The organism is Roseibium sp. MMSF_3412 (assembly GCF_030733265.1).
GTDB lineage: Bacteria > Pseudomonadota > Alphaproteobacteria > Rhizobiales > Stappiaceae > Roseibium.
This window is the reverse complement of the sequence record NZ_JASHJI010000001.1, coordinates 141,006-161,345: the sequence shown is the minus strand read 5'-3', so window position 1 is coordinate 161,345 and position 20,340 is coordinate 141,006. Positions and strand designations below refer to the sequence as shown.

At 58.8% G+C, this 20,340-nt stretch carries 16 protein-coding genes; 12 read left to right on the top strand and 4 right to left on the bottom strand.

Going from position 1 to position 20,340, the window contains the following annotated elements; genetic code table 11:
* Nucleotides 1-343: 343 nt before the first annotated feature.
* Entirely contained in the window at nucleotides 344-2,008 is a 1,665-nt protein-coding gene (locus RBB49_RS00720) for a cisplatin damage response ATP-dependent DNA ligase (RefSeq protein WP_306140727.1), read from the top strand.
* Between the two features lie 126 nt (nucleotides 2,009-2,134).
* Complete coding sequence (locus RBB49_RS00715; protein WP_306140725.1) at nucleotides 2,135-2,656, top strand: hypothetical protein; 522 nt, start codon at nucleotides 2,135-2,137, stop codon at nucleotides 2,654-2,656.
* Between the two features lie 122 nt (nucleotides 2,657-2,778).
* Here the strand turns inward: RBB49_RS00715 and RBB49_RS00710 are convergent, their stop codons facing one another.
* On the bottom strand, nucleotides 2,779-3,648 hold the full coding sequence (locus RBB49_RS00710; RefSeq protein WP_306140723.1) for a thioesterase family protein: 870 nt from the start codon (nucleotides 3,646-3,648) through the stop codon (nucleotides 2,779-2,781).
* Nucleotides 3,649-4,118: 470 nt separating this feature from the next.
* Here RBB49_RS00710 and RBB49_RS00705 point away from each other — a divergent pair, with 470 nt between their 5' ends.
* Nucleotides 4,119-4,799 carry a response regulator transcription factor gene (locus tag RBB49_RS00705; RefSeq protein WP_306140722.1) on the top strand — a complete coding sequence of 227 codons (681 nt, stop codon included), beginning with the start codon at nucleotides 4,119-4,121 and terminating at the stop codon, nucleotides 4,797-4,799.
* A 375-nt stretch (nucleotides 4,800-5,174) separates the two neighbouring features.
* Nucleotides 5,175-7,565, top strand: a complete 2,391-nt coding sequence (locus tag RBB49_RS00700) for a bifunctional diguanylate cyclase/phosphodiesterase (RefSeq protein WP_306140721.1) — start codon at nucleotides 5,175-5,177, stop codon at nucleotides 7,563-7,565.
* A gap of 4 nt (nucleotides 7,566-7,569) precedes the next feature.
* Here the strand turns inward: RBB49_RS00700 and RBB49_RS00695 are convergent, their stop codons facing one another.
* Entirely contained in the window at nucleotides 7,570-11,091 is a 3,522-nt protein-coding gene (locus tag RBB49_RS00695; protein WP_306140720.1) for a PAS domain-containing hybrid sensor histidine kinase/response regulator, read from the bottom strand.
* Between the two features lie 293 nt (nucleotides 11,092-11,384).
* Between RBB49_RS00695 and RBB49_RS00690 the strand changes: the two genes are divergently transcribed.
* The 3 genes from RBB49_RS00690 to RBB49_RS00680 all read left to right on the top strand — a co-directional run bounded on the left by RBB49_RS00690 (nucleotide 11,385) and on the right by RBB49_RS00680 (nucleotide 14,443).
* Nucleotides 11,385-12,557 carry a pyridoxal phosphate-dependent aminotransferase gene (locus RBB49_RS00690; RefSeq protein WP_306140719.1) on the top strand — a complete coding sequence of 391 codons (1,173 nt, stop codon included), beginning with the start codon at nucleotides 11,385-11,387 and terminating at the stop codon, nucleotides 12,555-12,557.
* A gap of 74 nt (nucleotides 12,558-12,631) precedes the next feature.
* Nucleotides 12,632-13,795: a PAS domain S-box protein gene (locus RBB49_RS00685; protein ID WP_306140718.1), complete on the top strand. Its 1,164-nt coding sequence runs from the start codon at nucleotides 12,632-12,634 to the stop codon at nucleotides 13,793-13,795.
* 36 nt (nucleotides 13,796-13,831) lie between these two features.
* Nucleotides 13,832-14,443 (top strand): response regulator transcription factor, encoded by a 612-nt coding sequence (locus RBB49_RS00680; protein WP_306140717.1) that lies wholly within the window; start codon nucleotides 13,832-13,834, stop codon nucleotides 14,441-14,443.
* On the opposite strand, the gene RBB49_RS00675 is transcribed toward RBB49_RS00680, so the two are convergent.
* Complete coding sequence (locus RBB49_RS00675; protein ID WP_306140716.1) at nucleotides 14,440-14,562, bottom strand: hypothetical protein; 123 nt, start codon at nucleotides 14,560-14,562, stop codon at nucleotides 14,440-14,442. The two genes, RBB49_RS00680 and RBB49_RS00675, sit on opposite strands and share 4 nt — an antisense overlap.
* A gap of 281 nt (nucleotides 14,563-14,843) precedes the next feature.
* Between RBB49_RS00675 and RBB49_RS00670 the strand changes: the two genes are divergently transcribed.
* The 3 genes from RBB49_RS00670 to RBB49_RS00660 all read left to right on the top strand — a co-directional run bounded on the left by RBB49_RS00670 (nucleotide 14,844) and on the right by RBB49_RS00660 (nucleotide 16,963).
* On the top strand, nucleotides 14,844-15,185 hold the full coding sequence (locus RBB49_RS00670) for a response regulator (RefSeq protein ID WP_306140715.1): 342 nt from the start codon (nucleotides 14,844-14,846) through the stop codon (nucleotides 15,183-15,185).
* A gap of 278 nt (nucleotides 15,186-15,463) precedes the next feature.
* Nucleotides 15,464-16,174, top strand: coding sequence for a helix-turn-helix domain-containing protein (locus RBB49_RS00665; protein WP_306140713.1), 711 nt, complete (start codon nucleotides 15,464-15,466; stop codon nucleotides 16,172-16,174).
* Nucleotides 16,175-16,333: 159 nt separating this feature from the next.
* Nucleotides 16,334-16,963 (top strand): hypothetical protein, encoded by a 630-nt coding sequence (locus RBB49_RS00660; RefSeq protein ID WP_306140712.1) that lies wholly within the window; start codon nucleotides 16,334-16,336, stop codon nucleotides 16,961-16,963.
* A gap of 18 nt (nucleotides 16,964-16,981) precedes the next feature.
* Here RBB49_RS00660 and hemN read toward each other — a convergent pair whose 3' ends face one another.
* The gene (hemN, locus tag RBB49_RS00655; protein WP_306140711.1) at nucleotides 16,982-18,358 is read right to left on the bottom strand and encodes an oxygen-independent coproporphyrinogen III oxidase; all 1,377 of its coding nucleotides are present in this window, start codon (nucleotides 18,356-18,358) and stop codon (nucleotides 16,982-16,984) included.
* A 76-nt stretch (nucleotides 18,359-18,434) separates the two neighbouring features.
* On the opposite strand from hemN, the gene RBB49_RS00650 reads away from it, so the two are divergent.
* Both RBB49_RS00650 and RBB49_RS00645 read left to right on the top strand, forming a co-directional pair.
* Nucleotides 18,435-19,172, top strand: a complete 738-nt coding sequence (locus tag RBB49_RS00650) for a glutathione S-transferase family protein (protein ID WP_306140710.1) — start codon at nucleotides 18,435-18,437, stop codon at nucleotides 19,170-19,172.
* 98 nt (nucleotides 19,173-19,270) lie between these two features.
* Nucleotides 19,271-20,311, top strand: coding sequence for an AbrB family transcriptional regulator (locus RBB49_RS00645; RefSeq protein WP_306140709.1), 1,041 nt, complete (start codon nucleotides 19,271-19,273; stop codon nucleotides 20,309-20,311).
* Nucleotides 20,312-20,340 lie beyond the last annotated feature (29 nt).

The following is a 20,340-nucleotide window of genomic DNA, read 5'->3' as shown; positions in this document are numbered from 1 at the left end:
TGTTGGTATGGGCTCCTTTAAGACCTTTGCTGCAGTTTCCTTAAACGTCAGCAGCGGGCCGAAACCGGCCGCTAACTCGCGCTGCGCAAACATCCACTTCGATGACTTTTCGGCCAAAACCCGCCAGTCCCCTCCCAGTCCCAAAACGTCCATTCGCAACGGACGCATATATGTGCGGTCCGTCCGCGATGTCGGCCTGCGTGTTGGATTACTGTCTTCGGATATTCCACCGAAAGCAGCCAAATGCGCTGGCTCGTTTATGAGCACGCGCCCTAAACCAGCCAGACCCCTATCCGGTTCGGGAAAGACTTGCCCTTCAGGTCTTTCAAGGTATGTCTAGGGTATGCACGCGTTTTCCCAACTGCTCGACAGGCTTTCGCTGGAGCCGCGCCGGCTCGCCAAGGAGGCGCTGCTGGTCAGGTACTTCCGCGAGACCGCTGATCCCGATCGCGGCTACGCCCTAGCAGCCCTGACAGGCGGCCTGAATTTCAAGAACGCAAAACCGGCACTCCTGCGCGCGCTGATCAACGATCGCACGGATCCGCAGCTGTTCGCGCTGTCCTATGACTTTGTCGGCGACCTTTCTGAAACGATCGCCTTGATGTGGCCGGCCGGCGATGATGGAGCTGCCACCGAACCGCGGGATTCGCTGCCTCTGAGCGCCGTGGTCGAGACGCTGGAGACGGCCGGCAAAACCGATGTCCCGCGCCTGTTGACCGGTTGGCTCGACCGCTTGGACGAAACCGGCAGATGGGCGCTTTTGAAGCTTGTGACCGGCGGGCTTCGCGTTGGTGTGTCTGCACGCCTTGCAAAAACCGCGATCGCGCGCCTCGGCGGACTGGATGTTGCCCAGATCGAGGAAGTCTGGCACGGGCTCAAGCCTCCTTACGAAACCCTGTTTGCCTGGGCAGAGGGCAGAAGCGGCAGGCCGGACAATCAGGATCCGGCCCCCTTTCGGCCCGTCATGCTGGCACATCCCCTGGACGAGGAACGCGAACTGCCGCAGCTTGACGCCGCAGCGTTTGCCGTCGAGTGGAAGTGGGACGGCATCAGGGTTCAGGCCGCAGCGGGGCAAACCGGGGCAGGCGAAACCGTCCGTCGTCTCTACAGCCGGACCGGCGAGGACATTTCCAGGGCCTTTCCGGACATCGTAGAGCTGCTGGACTTCAATGCCAGCATCGACGGTGAACTCCTCGTGGTGAGTGATGGCATCGTGCGTCCTTTTTCCGACCTGCAAAAACGCCTGAACCGGAAAACAGCCGGACCCAAGCTGATCCGTGAGTATCCGGCGGCGATCCGCGCCTACGACCTGCTTGAGCTTGAGGGCGAGGATCTGCGCGGTTTGCCGTTTGAAACACGCCGGGAAAAACTTGGCTTATTCATCGAAGCCCTGTCCTTGCCGGCCATTGAGCTCTCGCCCATGCTGGAGGTCGGTGACTGGGATCAGATCGCGGCGGCCCGATCGGACCCGCATTCCATCCTTGACGCTGCGAATGCTGACGCCGTCGAAGGGCTGATGCTCAAGCGCCGGGATGCGCTTTATGTCAGCGGCAGACCGAAAGGCCTGTGGTTCAAATGGAAACGGGAGCCATACCTCGTCGATGCCGTTTTGATGTACGCGCAGCGGGGCCACGGCAAACGGTCTTCCTTTTACTCCGATTATACGTTCGGCGTCTGGCGCGCTGGCGCCGACGGTGATGAACTCGTGCCTGTCGGCAAGGCCTATTTCGGCTTTACCGATGACGAACTTCGCGAGATCGACCGGTTCGTGCGCAACAACACGCTCAATCGTTTTGGCCCGGTGAGGGAGGTGAAGCATGGCAGGACGGAAGGTCTCGTTCTGGAAGTCGCCTTCGAGGGACTGAACCGGTCGAAGCGGCATAAATCTGGTGTCGCCATGCGCTTTCCCAGAATTTCAAGGTTGAGATGGGACAAGCCGCCAAACGAAGCAGACCGTATCGAAACCCTTGAGGCTCTGCTGCCGAAAGCGGAGAACCCGGCGCCCTGACGCCTCTCGGCAGAAGAGCCGGATTGATTTTGGCCGTGCTTTGGCCATGGATTTGTGGCACGCCTTCACAACGGCAGAAGTGAGGCACGTGGTCCTCAGGTCCGCTGCCGGAATCGGAGAAACCCTATGACGATGCCAGTGTTGAAACGTCTTTTTGTATCTGCTGCGGCTGCGGTTTTCCTGATGCAGGTTGCTCCGGTGTCGGCTCAGTCGGTTTTGTCCGCCGACACGAAGGAGGCTGTCACGGAGGGCGACCCGAACCGGTTTTCACTGGTTGAAGCGGACGATGAGATCTTGAGGGTCGACAGGCAGAACGGCACAATCTCGATCTGCCAGGAGCAGAACGGTTCCTGGCGATGCAACCCGGTGCCGCTGGCCGAAGAGGCCTATCTTGCCGAAATCAACGAACTGGCCGCGGAAGTGGACCGCCTGACCGCGCGTCTTGAGGAACTGAGTCCGGATGGCGGGGCGTCAACAACACCCGAACTCTCGCAGAGGCCGAGGAAGCCGGACAGCAGTGACGGGTCCGGCTGGACCGAGGACGACGAAGAGCTTGAGCGTATGCTGACCTTCACCGAAAGCGCCATGCGCCGGTTTTTCGGCATGGTTCGCGACCTGCAGAAAGACTTTGAAGGCGAAGGCAACTAGAGCCGCTTTGGGATTGCGACGGGGCAATTCCGCCCCGCACATTCAACCGGACCCTGGCACCAGCCAGTCCGCTGCTGCAGCAATAGCAAGCGTCAGTCCGGCCGGTTTCCTGCAGAAGATGCTCAGTCGATCAGCGTTTTGGAGATTGCGGCATGCGCGCTTTCCGGAAGCTCAACTGCCTTGCGGGAAGACAGGTCCATCGGAAGAGCGACCACGTCCAGCGTTGCAGCCAGGCGCGAGGTCCTGCTTTCGAACAGGTGGTGCCTCATGGAAAACGTGCGTGCGCCCACGCTTGTAAACCCGGTTGCGACGACGACGGCATCTCCGGTCTTGAGCGGGGTTGACCAGGATAACTTCATTTCGACGGCGACGCGGCCGAACCCGTTCTCGTCAAGATAGGCCCGGGTCATCGGGGTCCGTTGCCAGACATGAGCAACGCCGTCGGTGCAGCAGGCAAGTGCATACTGATCGTCGGCTTTGCCGTCCGGTCCGACATCGCGCGGCATGACGGTTCCCCGGAAGCAGATCTCTGCTCCCTGGCCCAGAAGCGCCGGCAGGCTCGAACGGACGGCTGACGGGCCGGACTTGATGCCACGTGGTGCGGCCTCGGTGATCATCGGCGTCTGGAACTCCTTGAACCTTTGCCGCAGGGATTTTGCCGAATTCGGGTTCGGCTCGTACCCGTCCAGGGCGGTTGCGGCAAGGATCCCGGTGGCGCCGTCGCGCATTTCATGCACCACGGTCAGCATGTGCGGGCCGTCGAAAGCAACGCTGGAGTGGATCGTGATCAGATCGCCTGTTCTCAGTTCCTTGTGGTACCGAACGTGCCGGACGCGTCGCGCGCCCACGATTGTTTCGCTCAATCCGCTCATCAGGCGGAACTGGCGGTCTGCTTCTTCAAATCTGCTGAAGTAGAACTGTACGTTCAGGTGATCGTTTTCATCGCATTCCCAGCGATTAACAAATGAATAAAGGGTAGATTGAATGGTCATTCTAAAACTTCGTGCAAGTGATTAAAAACTAGATGTTCAGGGTTCACCGTAAGTTCATTTGTTGCCTCCTTTCGAGAAATTATCAATAGAAATGTAGACTGTGGAAAAAAATAATTCTAAACCGGCGAGTTATATTATTTGGATTTGGAAGGATGCTGCGGAAAGTAGCATTTAAACCGTTGGTTGTGCATTTTCTAATGTATTTTTGAGTGGGCTATACTTTTACTTGTGCGATGATTCGGCGAAAATTACCTTTGACGGCAATCTCGGGTCTGTTTGGTGTTGAGCGTGCTGGCCAAATCGATTGTTTGACTTGCACCTGACCGGTGTTGCAAACATACTTCAATGCGGTAGCTCTATCAGACCAGAAGCCAAAGAACAGGCCTAGAAGCGCTCGGCAACCGCCTGAGCGCTCGGCAAGCAAAGGCTTGGTACAGCTGCGAAAAGACCGTTGAGGGAGGAAAAACAACGTGTCGGCAACCTCGTATCGCTTCATCATCGCAGATGATCATCCCCTGTTTCGAGGGGCGCTTCGCCAGACCTTGGAAAATCAATATCCGGACGCCTCGATTGAAGAGGCCGGTGCTCTTGAAGACGTCACGGCACGCCTTGAGCAGGATGGAGATGCCGATCTCATTCTGCTTGACCTGACCATGCCGGGCATGCGTGGTTTTTCAGGTCTCATGTATCTGCGCGCACAGTTTTCCGGTGTCCCGGTCGTCGTTGTGTCCGCCAATGAGGAGCCACAGGCAATTCGCCGGGCAATCGAATTCGGTGCGTCAGGTTTCATTCCCAAGTCACACGGAATTGAAGTCATCAGACAGGCGATTTCGGACGTCATGTCCGGGAATGTCTGGACACCGCCCGATGTCGACCTGAAAGCAGACGACGGCAGCGATGACCTGATCCAGCGTCTGTCGACACTGACACCGCAGCAGGTGCGCGTTCTGATGATGTTGTCGGAAGGGCTCCTCAACAAGCAGATCGCATATGAACTGTCCGTCTCCGAAGCGACCGTGAAGGCACATGTCTCTGCTATTTTACAGAAACTGGGCGTGGAAAGCCGGACGCAGGCCGTCATCGCGGCTTCCAAGATCGAAGCAGGACAGTGGCAGCTCGGCGGGGAAGAGCAACAAGCCGCGGGCGCTTGATGTGCCGATTGCACCTTTGTTGCCGGACATTCTCAGGCGCGGTGTTTTGTCGTTCGCCGCACTCTCCGTGCCTCTGGCATGGCCACGATTTGTCGTCGGGCACAGGTTCGTTAAGGTAAACGGGCGTTAGCGCTAAATTCTTCGAAAGACTCGGCAAACTCGGAAAATTTCACAAGGTTCTTTACCGGAACTTCAGGGAATGAAGGCTATATCTGCGTCACAAGGAGCTGTGTCACACGCACGGCAAAATGACAGTGATGCGGAGAAGAAATGCGGCCTGGCGCCAATTGGAGATTGGTCCTTAAAACGATATTGCTGGCGCTTGTGTCACCTGGTTCACGGGTCAAACATGCTGCAATGCGTCCGGATGGGCATATGGATGCCAGTCCGACGCGGGCGCTGTTGCTCGCGTTCGGTCATCCGGTTGTGGATCAGTATCTGGCCTGCCGCGTGCGTGCGGCCCAGATTGCGAGCATTGCCCGTCTGACGCCGCTGACGGTTTTTGCAAATGTCGTCAATGTTGTCGTGGTCATGCCGGTTCTGGCACTGTCGCTTCCGTTCGCCTATGTGATCGCATGGGCCGTAGCGGCGATGAGCCTCATGGCGTTGACGACCATCAAATGGTTCGTGTCATCGCGGTCGCCCATCGAGCTTGCATCTCACCGTGCCCTGAATGCGGCCGTCCGCCATGCGACGCTTTTGAGCCTCTTGTGGGCAGTGGTGCCCATTGCCGCCTTCATGAGCGGGAACCTGAATGCGATCTGGATTGCGTCCTGTGTGACCACAGGCATGATCTGCGGTGGCGGATTTGCGCTCGCAACCGTACCGCAGGCTGCGTTTCGCTGGGTTCTGATCCTGTATGCCGCGACCGTTGTTGCCCTTGTGATCGACCAGAGCGTCATGATGTGGCCGCTGCTGTTTCTTCTTACAAGCTACACGTTCGTTGTCATTGGCAGCACCACTGCGGCAGGGTGGCTGTTCGCATCCCACTTCCTTGCCGAAGCGGAACTTGAAAAGAATGGCGATCTTATCGCTCTGCTGCTGAACGAATTCGAGGAAACGTCAAGCGACTGGATCTGGGAAACGAGCAGCAGCGGCAACTTCCGGAACGTGTCCGACCGCTTTCTCCATGCCAGCGGCCGAACCCGGCCGGAACTTCATTCCATGCGCATGGTCGATCTGGCCTATTCGCTCGACAGCGAGGACGCGCGGGCGCAGGTCGCCGGCCTGGAAGACGCAATCAGCCTGCAGAAATCGTTTCGCGAGATCGTTATCGGGCTCACGGTGAATGGCGAGGAACGCTGGTGGTCGATCGCCGCACGCCCTGTCTACGATGACCACGGCTCATTCACCGGCTATCGCGGGGTCGCGTCCGATATCACCGAGGCCAGAAGAGCGGAAAAGCTGGTAACACATCTCGCCGAGCATGACTCCCTGACCGGGATAGGCAACCGCAGCTGGTTCCTGAAACAGGCGGAGGACCTGCTTTCCGAACAGGTCAAAGCCGGTCAAAACACGCTGACGCTGTTCCTGATCGATCTCGACAACTTCAAGGTCGTCAACGATACCAGCGGACACCCTGCGGGCGATGAACTGCTGAAACAGGTTGCCGATCGGTTTACCGCCATCAGCGAAGGCAGGACGTCACTGGCACGCTTTGGCGGCGACGAATTTGCTGCGCTCGGACGGTTCGTCAGCGATCAGGCCGCAAGCGCCTTTGCCGAGGAACTCGTCAACGTGGCCCGCAAGCCGTTCAGGATCGGAAACCGGGACTTTGCAATCGGGGCCACTGTCGGTTTCACGAGGCTGAGAGGGGCTGGCGATACGGTCGACGATCTCATGCGCAACGCTGACATTGCGCTCTACAAGGCCAAGGAGAGCGGCCGCGGCCGTGCTCTTGCCTTCGAAGCTGCCATGGAAAGGGAAGTTCGTGAACGGCGCGAACTGGAAGCCGATTTGCGCGAGGCATTCGAATTCGGCAAGCTCAGCGTCGAGTTTCAGCCGATCGTCAACGCGCGCTCGGGCAAGGTGGTTTCAAGCGAGGTGCTGGTCCGCTGGTTCCATCCGACGCGCGGCGAAGTCACGCCGGACACGTTTCTGCCGATTGCCGAGCATGCCGGGCTTATTCTGCCACTTGGAAACTGGGTTCTGAGAAAGGCCTGCGCCGCGGCGGCGCAATGCCCGGACCTTGAAAGTGTTGCGGTCAATCTGTCGGCGGTCCAGTTCATGGATCCCAATCTCGTGAGCCAGATAACAAGCGTGCTGGACGAGACAGGCTTTCCGCCGGAAAGACTGGTCCTGGAAATCACCGAGTCGGTGTTCCTGCGCGATTCGGGTGCAGCGCCGGATAAGCTGAAGAAATTGCGCAATCTTGGCATCAAGATTTCGCTCGATGATTTCGGTACCGGCTACTCGTCCCTGTCCTATCTGCGCAAATACAAGTTCGACAAGATCAAGATCGACAAGACCTTCGTCGACGAGATTGGAGAACGCAGTGACGGCCTCGCCATTATTTCGGCCGTCATCGCCCTGGCACATAATCTCGGACTGGAAGTCACTGCGGAAGGTGTTGAACGCCGCTTCCAGGTTGATGCGCTGAGGACGCTGGGCTGTGATACCCTGCAAGGATATTTCTTCGGCAAACCAAGCGCCAACCCGATGCACATCATTCAGGCTGCGTCCGAGGGGTGGGACGGCCAGGCCGAAGCTCCGGTCTCGGACAGCGAACAAGACAAGCAGCAGGCCTCCACCGCCGCCGTGAACTGAAGACCTACTCGGCGGCCTGGCCCGCCTGGCACCGCGCCAGTTGTGCGCGTAGCGCGGCTGGTTTGACGGGCTTGTTGAAGAACGCGATGTCCTTTTCGCCGGCTTCCGATCGCACCGGCCGGCTGCGATCGGCCGTAATCAGGATCGCCGGAATGTGGCGTCCGAACTTCCACCGCAGTTTCACGATGGCTTCGATACCTGTTCCATTGTCCAGATGGTAATCGGCGAGGATCACGTCCGGTGTCAGGCCCGCCTTGTTGAGTTGTGCTGCCGCTTCGTGTTCGTTGCCGGCGGTAACGACGAGGCAATCCCAGCTGGACAGCAGATGTCGCATGCCGCTCAGGATGTCCGGTTCGTTGTCGATGGCAACGACGCACAGACCATCCAGGTTACCGATCGCGGCCGGGGCCTGTTTTGCCGGCAGCGTATCGGGAACGGCAGCGGCGCGCGGCAATTCGACCGAAAAGCACGATCCCTTTTCCAGAACCGACCTGAGCGCGACCGGGTGGTCCAGTACGTGACTGATGCGTTCGACGATGGAGAGGCCCAGACCAAGCCCCTTGGCGACACGCATGCCGTCGTCCAATCTGTGGAATTCCTGAAAGATGGCCTTCTGCTTGCTTTCGGGTATCCCCATTCCGGTGTCGTGAATTTCGACGATCACGCGATTGCCGTGCCGGCGGCACCCGACCAGCACCCGTCCGTCCTGGGTATACTTCAGTGCGTTTGAGACAAGGTTCTGAAGCAACCGGCGCAACAGCCGGCGATCTGTGCGTACGGAGACCGATGTCGGCACGATCCGCAGTTCGAGGCCCTTTTCCTGCGCGACGGGCAGGAAATCCAGTGCAAGGCCGCGCAGGATCTCGTCCAGCCGGAAAACCGTGGGTTCCGGCTTCAGCGCTCCGGTGTCCAGCCGTGAAATGTCCAGAACGGCGCCCAGAATGTCCTCAACGGATTCCAGCGCGGATTCCACGTTGCGAACAAGTTCGCCGTCTTCTCCCGCTTTCAGCTTTTCCACGAGTACCGAAGCATAAAGGCGTGCTGCGTTGAGCGGCTGCAGAATGTCATGCCCGGCAGCGGCGAGAAATCTCGTCTTGCCGATATTCGCTTCTTCAGCGGCATGGGTCGCCTCCTGCAGGCGTTCATTCACGTGGGTGAGTTCTTCCGTCCTTTCCCTGACGCGCCGCTCAAGCGTTTCATTGGCGCGCGCCAGGGCTTCTTCGGCCATCACGCGTTCGGTGATATCTGTGTAGGTCGTAACGATACCGCCATCGGGCATCGGGCTGATCCGGACCTCGAACACGGCCCCGCTCGATTCAAGGCGCTCCTGAAATGTTTCCTGGACGACGACAAGTTTCTCGATGCGATCGGCCACGATGCTTTCGACCGGTCCGGGACCGTACTCGCCCCTTTGGGTGTTGTAGCGCAGGATCGCATCAAGCGTGGTCCCGACCTGCCCGTACTCCGCAGGAAGGCCAAGCAGGTCCCGGAACTGGCGGTTCCAGCAGATCAGCCGCAGATCGCGATCGAAGACACCGATACCCTGGCGCACCTGGTTGAGCGCCGTCTGCAGCAGGTCCCTGTTGTACTGGATGGCGATGGACGCATCGTCGAGCAGCTTGACGGCACCCTTGGTCGAGGGGTCGTGCCGTTTGAGCATCAGCGTCAGGACGAGACGGGACGAGGCCGCGCCGATGGCACTCGCCAGAAGCTGCTCGGAAAACCGCAGCAGATTGGCATCGGCAAGCGTGTTTGGATCCAGCGGTATGCCTCTTTCGCTGGCAAAGCGGTGAAACGACCGCTCGGTGCGTTCCTCGCCGAGATAACGCGCGACGGTCGATTGCAGGTCGGCCGCGGTGACGGACGTGCGCCAGTAGCGCAGGCTGGGGGAGGGGGTCAGTTCCGCCGGCACGAAAACATTGGCCTGAAGAGTTTCGGCCGGAAGCGGTTTCCTGAAAAAGGACACGCCGACGAACAGCAGAATGTTGATGCAAAGGCTCCAGAGCGTTCCATGAATGAACGGGTCCAGTTGCAGGCCGAAAAGCGATTGCGGGTTCAGAACACTCAGCCCGAACGGGCCCGTCTCCAGGAAGTCTGTCGACAGCAGGCCGGATTGCGCGAAGGTCGGCAGAAGCAGCGTATACCCCCAAATCAGGAACCCGCTGCTGAGACCGGCAAGGGCGCCGAGCGAGGTCGCGCGCCGCCAGAACAGGGCACCGATGAAGGCGGGGGCGAATTGCGCGATCGCTGCAAAAGACAGGAGACCGATGGAAACAAGGGCGGCCGTGTCTCCAGCCGCCTTGTAGTAGGCGTAGGCAAGAAGAAGAATGCCGAAAATAGCCAGGCGGCGGATCGTCAGCAGCTGGCGGCTCATGTCGCGTCCGCCGGACGTCATCAGATCGGCTTCGCCCTGACGGCGCAACAGGAGCGGCACCACGATGTCGTTGGAGATCATGATGGCAAGCGCGACCGTTGCGACGATGACCATCGCGGTGGCCGCTGACAGACCGCCGATAAAGGCAAAGAGGGCGAGCCACTCCTGGCCGGCATCGATCGGCAGTGCCAGGACGTAGGTGTCAGGGTTGACGTCCTGACCGAAGCGCAGCATGCCCGCTGCCGCGATCGGGATGACAAACAGGTTGATCAGCACCAGGTAGACCGGGAACATCCACGTGGCGCATCTCAGCTCCGAATCCGAGTTGTTCTCCGTGACCGTGACGTGGAACTGGCGCGGCAGCATCAGGACGGCGAAACCGGACAGGATCGACAGGATCAGCCAATTGCCGACATTGATCGGCTGTTCGAACACCTCGGCGACTTCCGGTGCTTCGGAAATGGCGCGCACCAGATCGAACGGACCGTCGAACAGCCAGTAGGTAACCCAGAAACCGACGGCCAGGAAGGCCAGGAGTTTGACGATCGCCTCGGTAGCGATCGCGAGCATCAGGCCTTCCTGGTGTTCTGTCGCGTCAATGTGCCGGGTGCCGAACGCCCAGCTGAAGATCGCCATGCCGAGCGCGATCAGCAATGTGATGTCATTGAAGAACGGCGCAAAGCTGAAGCCGGGAGTTATGAGCGGGCCGACCATGGTCGTGACCGAGAACGAAACCGCCTTCAGTTGAAGCGCGATATAGGGAATGACGCCGATCACCGCGATCAGGGTTGCCAGAGCGGCCACTGACTGGCTCTTGCCATAACGCGCGCCAATGAAATCGGCGATTGAGGTGATGCTCTCGGTTTTCGAGATCTGAATGATCCGGCGAAGCAGCGGGTAGCCGAGCGCGAAGACGAGCAGGGGGCCGATATAGATGGTAAGAAATTCCGCACCGTTGCGCGTCGCGTTGCCAACCGATCCGAAGAAGGTCCAGGAGGTGCAATAGACCGAGAGGGACAGGGCATAGATGAACGGGCGTCCGCCCGCTCTGGACGGCGAGTTGCGCGTCATCCTGTCGCCAAAACTCGCGATGGCAAAGAGCAGCAGGATATAGGCCGTTGCGACCAGTATCACGATCCAACCGTGCAGCATGATGCTGTTACCGTCCTCCCGAGCGGTTTGCAGACACGTGTTCTGCCACTTTTGCCAATCCGACCACAGCGCCGGTCGCATGTCCATTCGCCATGCGAACTAGTGCGGTGAATCTGAGGTTCGTTCGAAGCCCGCTGCAGAATGAGTCGAACGTCAGGTTCTTTCGATTATGGACCGGTTCGCAACAGGTTGAAACCAATCAACTTTGGTGAAGTCTTGTTCACATCGTTTCATGCAAAAACCATCCACAATCGCGCTATGGTGCGCCGAGGTTGAGCTGAGAGGAATTGACGGTGTCCGACTTGATGCAGCGCCTGAGCACAGGTGCGCGTAACACGCCCGAAAGCGGGATCATTGAAATATTCAATGCCGCGGCAGGTCATGAGGCGCTGATCCCGCTCTGGGCAGGGGAAGGAGACCTGCCTACCCCCGACTTTATCAACCGGGCCGTCAAGGCGTCGCTGGACAGGGGCGAAACCTTCTACACGTATCAGCGCGGTATTCCGGAATTGCGCGAGGCGCTGGCGGCCTATCACGGTGACATCTACGGGCGGACGTTTTCGCCGGAGAGGTTTTTCGTAACCGGATCCGGCATGCAGGCGATCCAGCTTGCCGTGCAGGCCATTGCCGATGCCGGGCAGGAAATTATCGTGCCGTCTCCGTCCTGGCCCAATATCTCCGCATCCGTGGACATTCACGGTGCAAGGACGGTCTTTGTGCCCATGCGCGAAGCGTCCGGAGGCTGGGCGTTGCATCTGGAAGACGTTGAAGCTGCGATCACGCCGCAAACGGCTGCGATATTCCTGAATTCGCCGAGCAATCCGACCGGGTGGGTCGCTGAAGAACAGGTCTTGAAGGACTGTCTCGATCTCGCCCGCAAGCACGGTCTGTGGATCATCGCTGATGAAATCTATGCACTCTACTTCTTCGGCGCTCAGTCCAGATCTCCCTCTTTTTATGACATCGCCGAGGATGACGATCAGATCATTTTTGTAAACTCGTTTTCCAAGAATTGGGCCATGACGGGATGGCGGGTCGGCTGGATGTCCGCTCCGCCCGCCATTGGCCAGGTCATTGAGAACCTGGTTCAATACTCGACTTCCGGTGTGCCGGCGTTCCTGCAGCACGGCGCGCTTGCTGCGTTGAACGAGGGCAAGGAGTTCCTGGCCTCCCAGATCGCGCGCGCGCGCGACGGCCGGAGCGCCGTTGTCGGCGGATTGCAAAAGAGCGGGCGCATCAGTGTTGCGCCTCCCGAGGGCGCCTTTTACCTGTTTTTCTCCGTTGACGGTGTTGATGACACGCGCCGGTTCGCGCTTGACCTTGTGCGCGAGACAGGTGTCGGCCTTGCTCCAGGCACAGCTTTCGGTCCGGGCGGCGAGAAATATCTGCGACTTTGCTACGCCCGCAAACGTGCGCATCTCGAAGAAGCGGTCCGGCGAATGAACGCTTGGCTTCCAGCGTTATAGAAACGCAACGGGTTGCTGGTCTACGTGAAACCCCTTAAACCTTGATTGGACGTGATTTCCATGTGGGTTGAGGGATGGCAGACGAGTTTCTAATTGATCGTGATGCGGAAACCGCTGCTGTGTCTGAAGCGCGGCTGTCGAGTGTTTTCGACACGGCGGTTGACGGTATCATCGTGATCAATGACCGAGGCCTCGTCCTTGCCTACAACAAGGCCTGTGAGCGCCTCTTTGGATATGAGGCGGCTGATCTTCTGGGGCGAAATGTCAACAAGATCATGCCGCAGGATTACGCGCGCGCGCACGACCAATATGTCCGCAACTACATCGATACGGGTGACAAGAAGATCATCGGCATCGGCCGGGAGGTCAAGGCCCAGCACAAGGACGGGACGGTTTTTCCGATAGAGCTTTCGGTCGGAGAGGCGGACACCCCTTACGGACGGCAATTCATCGGCATTCTAAGGGACCTGAGGTCGAGGAAGGTCATCGAAGAGCGCCTGGCGAAAGCGCAGGCGCAGCTGCTGCACATGACCCGCCTCAGTGCGCTCGACGAGATGGGTGCGGCGATTGCCCATGAGCTCAATCAGCCCCTCACAGCGGTTTTGCTCTACCTTCAATCGGTTTCAAGGAAGGCCAGGAACGACGGCTCGGTAGATCCACAGATTCTTTCCGTTATCGAAAAGGCTGAACGGGAAGCGGAGCGGGCAGGAGAAATCATCCAAAGAATGCGCCAGCTCGTTGAAAAAAAGGCCCCGGAAAGACAAACGCTGGATGTCACCGAACTCGTGACGGCGTGCCTCGAAATGGCGGAACTGGGGAATGGCGAGACCAAGACGCTGCTTTCGTCCAGCATCGAACCGGGCTTGCCGCCGTTGCAGGCGGACCCGGTGCAGATCCGCCAGATTCTCATCAATTTGCTGCGCAATGCCCGCGAAGCGGTCGCGGACCAGGACGACAAACGCGTGAACCTGTCCGTGACGCAAAATGGAGACCTGCTCGAGTTCAGGGTCACCGACAATGGACCGGGAGTTCCAAGCGAGCTTGTCGACGGCCTGTTTCGGGCGTTCACCGGCGCCAAGCACAAGGGTGTCGGTCTCGGGTTGGCGATATCGCGTTCGATCGCGCAAAACCATGGCGGTGACCTGAAGTTGGAGCCCGTATCCGACGAAAGTGGGGCTTCGTTTTTGTTGACCTTGCCGGTTCACCCGCGCGAAGAAGCAACGGAACAGGGCGCTTAACTGGCAAAAAGACCAACGAACCAAGGACGGAAGCAAATGGAAGCTGGCGCAGAGGCCGTATACATCGTTGATGATGACCCCGCGGTGCGTGACGCGTTGTCTGTGCTTTTCAACATGGAAGGCTACGTGGTCGAGACTTTCTCCGACGGTGACACCTTCGTGCAGTCCGCCAGCAAATCCGTGCCGGCCTGCGTCATGCTTGACGTTCACATGCCCGGGCGTTCCGGCATCGAGATCCTGAAGGCTCTGAACGCCGAAGACTATCCGGCTCCCATCTTCATCATTTCCGGGCAGGGCGATATTCCCATGGCCGTTGAGGCCATCCGAAACGGTGCCTTCGATTTCATCGAGAAACCGTTCTCTGCCGAGACAGTTCTTGAGCGCGTAAAGGAAGCTGTGACTGCGATGAAGCAGCGGCAGGAGGTCGACACGTCCCAGACCTTCGAGGGCGCGGATCTTCTGACCCGCAGGGAACTGGAAGTTCTGAAGGAAATAACCGACGGCGCGTCGAACAAGGAAGCGGGAAGAACGCTTGGCATCAGCCCGCGCACCGTCGAGGTTCACCGGGCGCGGATCATGGAAAAGCTGAGCGCACGCAATGCGGCCGACCTGGTTCGCATTGTTCTGGGGCATCCGACCGGAGGCTAGGGTACGGCCCCATAAATGACGCCGATTTGGCGGTAGAAATGGCGAAATCCCGTCAGGAAGGGTGTGCGGAGCGGGCTTTTTGCCCGGTCAAGCACGCTGACGCCACGGGGTGAAGCCATTTTGCCGTCCTTCGGATTTGGCCGTTTTGACCATCTGCTGCGTCGCGAAAGGCTTGCAAATGAACCACATTTCCTGCGCTTTCGCTCCTCACAGTTGGTCAAAACGATCCAAACCAAATTGACTTCATTTATGGGTCCGTACCCTAGGGTAGGGACGAAAACCGTCCGATCACGCAAGTTTTTGGCTATGAACGTATTTCTGCGTACATTCGCCGGGCAATTTGTCGCGTATGTTCCTTGGTGATTTTGGCAATGTCGCCTGAATCTCCGGAAACACGTCTTTGGTCGTTCACATTATCGAGGATGATGAAGCTGTTGCCGATGCGCTGACAATCGCGCTCGAACTGCTGAATCATTGCGCCAAAACATACTTCGACGGCGAAACCTTCATGGCGGAAGCTGACCTGGCTTCCGGTCACTGGGTGATTGTCGATCTTGGCCTTCCGGGTATAAGCGGCGCTGAAATCGTCAGGAAACTGAAGAGCCTGGCGTCGCCGCCGAGGATCATTGCCATATCCGGAAAGTCGCGCACGAAGATCGCGCGTCTGGTCAGTGAATTCGAAGGGCTCAAGGTTTTGCGCAAACCTCTGTCCATCGACATGCTCACCGCCGCAATGGTCTGAGACTGGTTCCCGCATACGCATTTTCCTCGATCAAACACGATGCACGCGAAGGCTGCGGCGTATTGCCATATGTAGTTCCTCTTACGCAGTCGACCGAATTCCTTCAATAGATTCCTCGCTTTAGAGTTAAGCCTGCAAGTTGCAAAACGTCGGACGGGACGTTTTGGCGGCAGGGGAACCTCCTTGTTCCATCGGTTTAGAAGGCAATCTCGCCTTCAACGCAACGAAACCTGCCGGGGTTGGCCAAGGCCGCGCAGATATGCGCGTAGGAGGGAAAAATGGCATATTACGAAGCAGGTGTTGCAGGTCACGGTGCTGGTGCTCGCTCTGTTGCGACAAGTTTGAGTCCCGCCCAGGCAGGTTTTGCCGAAGTCGGCGGCAAGGCAAGCGAATATGACACCCATTCCGTCGTCTACTACGAGGGCGATCCTGCAAGACGTCTTTACGAGCTGGTTCGCGGTTCTCTCATGCTCTACAAGCTCCTGCCGGACGGACGCAGGCAGGTTGTCGAGGTTCTGCGCCCTGGAGACATTTTCGGGCTCGCAAACGGTGACGAGCACGACTGCACCGCAGAGACCTTGACCAAATCGCTCGTGCAGGAAATCGATCTCCGGAAAGTCGAGCGGTCCGAAGAGCTTCAGAAAAGCCTGACGAAATGCCTGACAAACCAGATGCGCGCGCTACATGAGCATGCCGTGCTGCTTGGCCGCAAGTCAGCTGTCGAGCGTGTCGCCAGTTTTCTGATGCATATGGTCCCTGACCGCGGCGGCGTAGGTTGTGTCGGCCCCGCTGACGAGGACGATGACGGCTTTGACCTTCAGCTCCACATGACGCGCCAGGAAATTGCCGACTATCTCGGCCTGACAATTGAAACCGTCAGCCGTGTGGTTTCGGATCTGAAGCGGCGCGGCGTTATTCGCGTCGACAAGGCTGACAAGATCCACCTCAACAAGGTCTGTGGCCTGTGCCAGATGACGGGCATGCACTGACACCTCCCACCTCCCGAAACTCAAGGGCCGCGCCTCGACGCGGCCTTCTTTTGTCTCAAACCGGCAAGCCTTTCTTAACAGTGTTTTCTGTTTTACCGGGCCCGGTTGGAAAGTCCGCTTCAGAACCACTTCTTTCTTAAGGGGTGGGACCGCATATGAATGCCGGTTCCATACAGTCGGGGCGTGATTGCGATGCAGATCCTCTCTCTTCGGTTTGTTGAAGTGCGAAATCCTGAAGGCGGCGCATACAAGCGCTATCACGTCCTCGCAGACGAAAACGAATGTGTTCGCTTCGATCTGACGAAAAGGACGATCGGGAAACCGGTGGACATGGTCAATCTGCTTGATCAGTCGGTAAGGACGCTGACACCGGAGCGAAAACTTCTTTGCAGGCAATGGCATCTTGCCGGGGGTGATCCGGCTGAGGAGGGGCAGATTGCAGCCAAGGGATCCGATACATGGCTCGTCCATGGACCATCTCAAACGGAACTCTTCCGGGTCGTTGATCCTCGGAGACTCGCGACAAAAACACTTGAAACCATGCTGGGAAGCTGGCCGGACAGTTATGCCGTTGTTTCCGGTGACCAATGTGTCGGTGTCATCCGGCGCGCGTTGAAACCCGGGCAGGAAGAGCCAACGAACCGTCTCGGCAAACTTGCCGGTCTGTTCAAGGATCGGGACTGGGCCCTGGTACTCAGCCAACCAATCCCGTTGCAGGCGGCCTACCGCATGATCGCTTCGGTGCTGCTTCTGATCGAAGTCACGGTCAGCGGTGCGCGCGCCGGCTGAAGATCCTCCAGATTGAAGCTAGACGGCGGCGGAGTGCCGCGCCTTTCCGCTGGCCTGGCTCTCGGCGAGATAGGCATCGAACGCGGCTGCAGCCAATCGGACATAGGGACGCCCCGCGTCTGTGACCCGCACCCGGGCCTGATCGGTACCATCGCGTTCCAACGTCACCAGACCGTCGGCAGCGAGCTCTTCCAGACCGGTGAAGGCGTTGCCGACATGTTGAATGGACAGTCCGAACCCTGCGCAGACGGATCCAAGGTCGCACGCATAGTTGGTCATCAGCTCTTCGATGATCCGGCCACGCAGCCTGTCGTCCGCCGTCAGTGCCAGCCCTTTTGAAACCGGCAGTTTGCCGGCAAGGATGCTCCGTCTCCAGCTGCCGACATCGGGCATGTTCTGAACGAACCCGCCGGTCAGCTTGCCGATGGAGGAAACACCGAGGCCGATGAGTTGCTCGCCCTGATCGGTCGTGTAACCTTGAAAATTCCGTTTCAGCGTCCCGTCGGAAAGCGCGATGGCCATGCTGTCGTCCGCGCGGGCGAAATGATCCAGACCGATCGCGACATAGCCGGCGTCCAACAACGCGCTGCGTGCCAGGTCGGCCAACTCCAGCCGTTCGGCGGCCGACGGCAGACTTGCCTCGTCGATCAGTCTCTGGTGTTTGCGCATCCAGGGAACATGCGCGTAGCCGAACAGCGCGATCCGGCCCGGTGCGAGCGACAGCGTCTTCTCGATCGTGTCGCGTATGGTCTCCGGTGACTGTGCCGGCAGTCCGTACATGAGATCGAAATTGAGAGCATCAAGACCGGCGGACCTCAAAAAATCCGAAGCCCGTGCGACGGTTTCATAGGGCTGAATGCGGCCGATTGCCTTTTGTACGGCGGGATCGAAATCCTGAACGCCGAGGCTGGCGCGGTTGATCCCCATCATGGCGAGTGTTTCGGCAAGCTCGGCGGTGACCAGCCGCGGGTCGAGTTCTATGGCGTGTTCCAGCGCGGGAGAAAGGTCGAACAGGACGCGCATCAGGCCGGTCAGGTCGACAAGGCTTTCTCGCGAAAGCAGGCTCGGCGTACCGCCACCCCAGTGGATGTGGCGCACCTGTCCAGCGTTCTTCAGGTGCTCGCCGACAAGACTGATCTCCTGACCCAATGTCGCAGCGTAGACCTTCAGTGGCGCATCCTTGCGGGTGGCCTTTGTGTGACATCCGCAATAATGGCAGAGTTCCCGGCAAAAGGGCACGTGCAGATAAAGCGACAGGCTGTCTTGCCGCGTGATATCCGAAAGCCATTGGGCGTAGGTTTCCTCGGTCACGCCGCTGTGGAAATGGGGCGCGGTCGGATAGCTGGTGTAACGCGGTACGTTGCGAAGCGCGTAGGAAAGCGGGTCTTTGGTCATGACGCCATCATTGAGGCGAACATCGATTCGAGCCTTGATATTCCTCAAGCCCATGGCCTGATTCTGGAGAAATAAAGTGATCGAAAGTGCTGAAGCGACAGCCCGCGTGGCAGGAGATGGCATATACAGACTTCACGGAGCGCCCGACAATGCCAACTTTGTCGTTCGCATGGTCCTTGAGGAACTCACCGTCGCCTATGAATTTGTTTCCATCGACAGGGCATCCGGCGAGCAAAAGTCGGAGACCTACAGAAAGCTCAATCCGCAAGGTCTGATCCCCGTGCTCGAAGTTCCAGGGCAGGACGCGGTGACCTTTGAAACCGGGGCCATCCTGCTGATGCTTTCGGAACGGCACAAGCGTCTGGCACCGGCACCGGATTCGCCCAGGCGCGGCCGGTTCCTCAAGTGGCTGTTTTTTCTTTCCAACACGCTGCATGCGGATCTGCGCATCTCTTTCAAACCACACCGCTACATGCCTGAAAAAGCATGCATGCCTGATCTCAACGCCGCACTCCGGAACCGGATTGATGCGAGTTTTGCCATTCTGGAGCAGGAGCTTGCCGCGTTTGAAGGTCCGTTCCTGCTGGGGGCAGATCTCAGTTGCCTCGATTTCTACCTGGCAGCCTGTGCGCGTTGGGCGCAAATCTACGGGACCTGTGGCCGCTGGCCTGCGGACCGCTGTCCCCGGTTGCTGAAACTCTTTTCAGAACTGGAAGCGCGGGCGTCCGTTAGAAGGGCGTGTGAGCATGAGCTGATAGAAGGCGCTCCCTTCACGGCGCCCATGCCGGTCGCCTTCGCACGGGAGAAACTCTAATGTTGATCTATGCAATCAATCATGACGACGATAATCAAGCAATGTATTAGCCGGTACCGTATTGGCTCAAGACACATACGGAACCTATGATTACAGGAATGATGAACTCGACGGCGGCAAAACTCATTTTGACGGTCCTGCTCGCGGCAGGCGGCGGCATCACCTTTTTTGTGCTCGGCCTGCCGGCGGCATGGCTGTCCGGTGCCATGGTCTTTGTTGCGGTGGCAACGCTTGCGGGCGTTCCGACCGTCATGCCCGACCGGCTGCGCGATGCCTTGTTCGTTGTCATCGGAGTATCGATGGGGGCCGGTGTCCGGCCCGATGTGGTGGAGCGTATCGGCGATTGGCCGGTTTCCATGGCGCTTTTGCTGGTCGTTGTGGTCTGCGTGACGTTTGCCGGCTATGCGGTTCTTCATTTCGGCGCCAAGTGGTCGCGGGAAACGGCCTTTTTCGGGGCGATCCCGGGCGCGCTCAACTACGTGATCGCGCTGGCGACCGACCGGGGCGCGGATCTGCCGAGGATCGCGTCGAGCCAGTCGCTGCGGCTTTTCGTGCTTGTTGCCATCCTGCCCTTCGCGGTGGTCTCCACCAGCGGAACGCTGGAAGGCGAGGGCAGTGCGGTTGTGGTCTCCACCTGGTTTGAAATCATCATCGGCCTGCCGCTGTGCCTGCTCGCCAGCCTGATTGCCCAGAAGCTCAACGTGCCGGGCGGTCTGATGACGGGTGCCTTTTTCATGAGTGCCGGGCTGAACGCGTCCGGGGCCTGGACGCTGATCCTGCCGGTCTATCTCGTTGTGCCGTGTTTCGTGATGATGGGCGCGATGATCGGATGCCGCTTCGCCAACATGACCATCCGCCAGTTCGTCAGTGTTCTTGGTGCCTCGATCGCAGCCTTCAGCGCCGCTTTCCTGATGTCGATCCTGGGCGCGCTGATCATCTCGTCGCTGGTGGACATTCCCTTCGGACAGGCGCTTCTCGCCTATGCGCCCGGCGGCCTTGAAGTCATGACGCTGCTGGCGTTCATGCTCGACCTGGATCCGGCCTTCGTCGCCGCTCACCAGATTGCCAGATTTACCGGGATGGTGCTGTTGTTGCCGCTGATCACGGCGCTGGTGCTTGGAAGGAACAAGACGGAATAGTCATGGAAAAGCCGGGGGCAAGCGCCCCC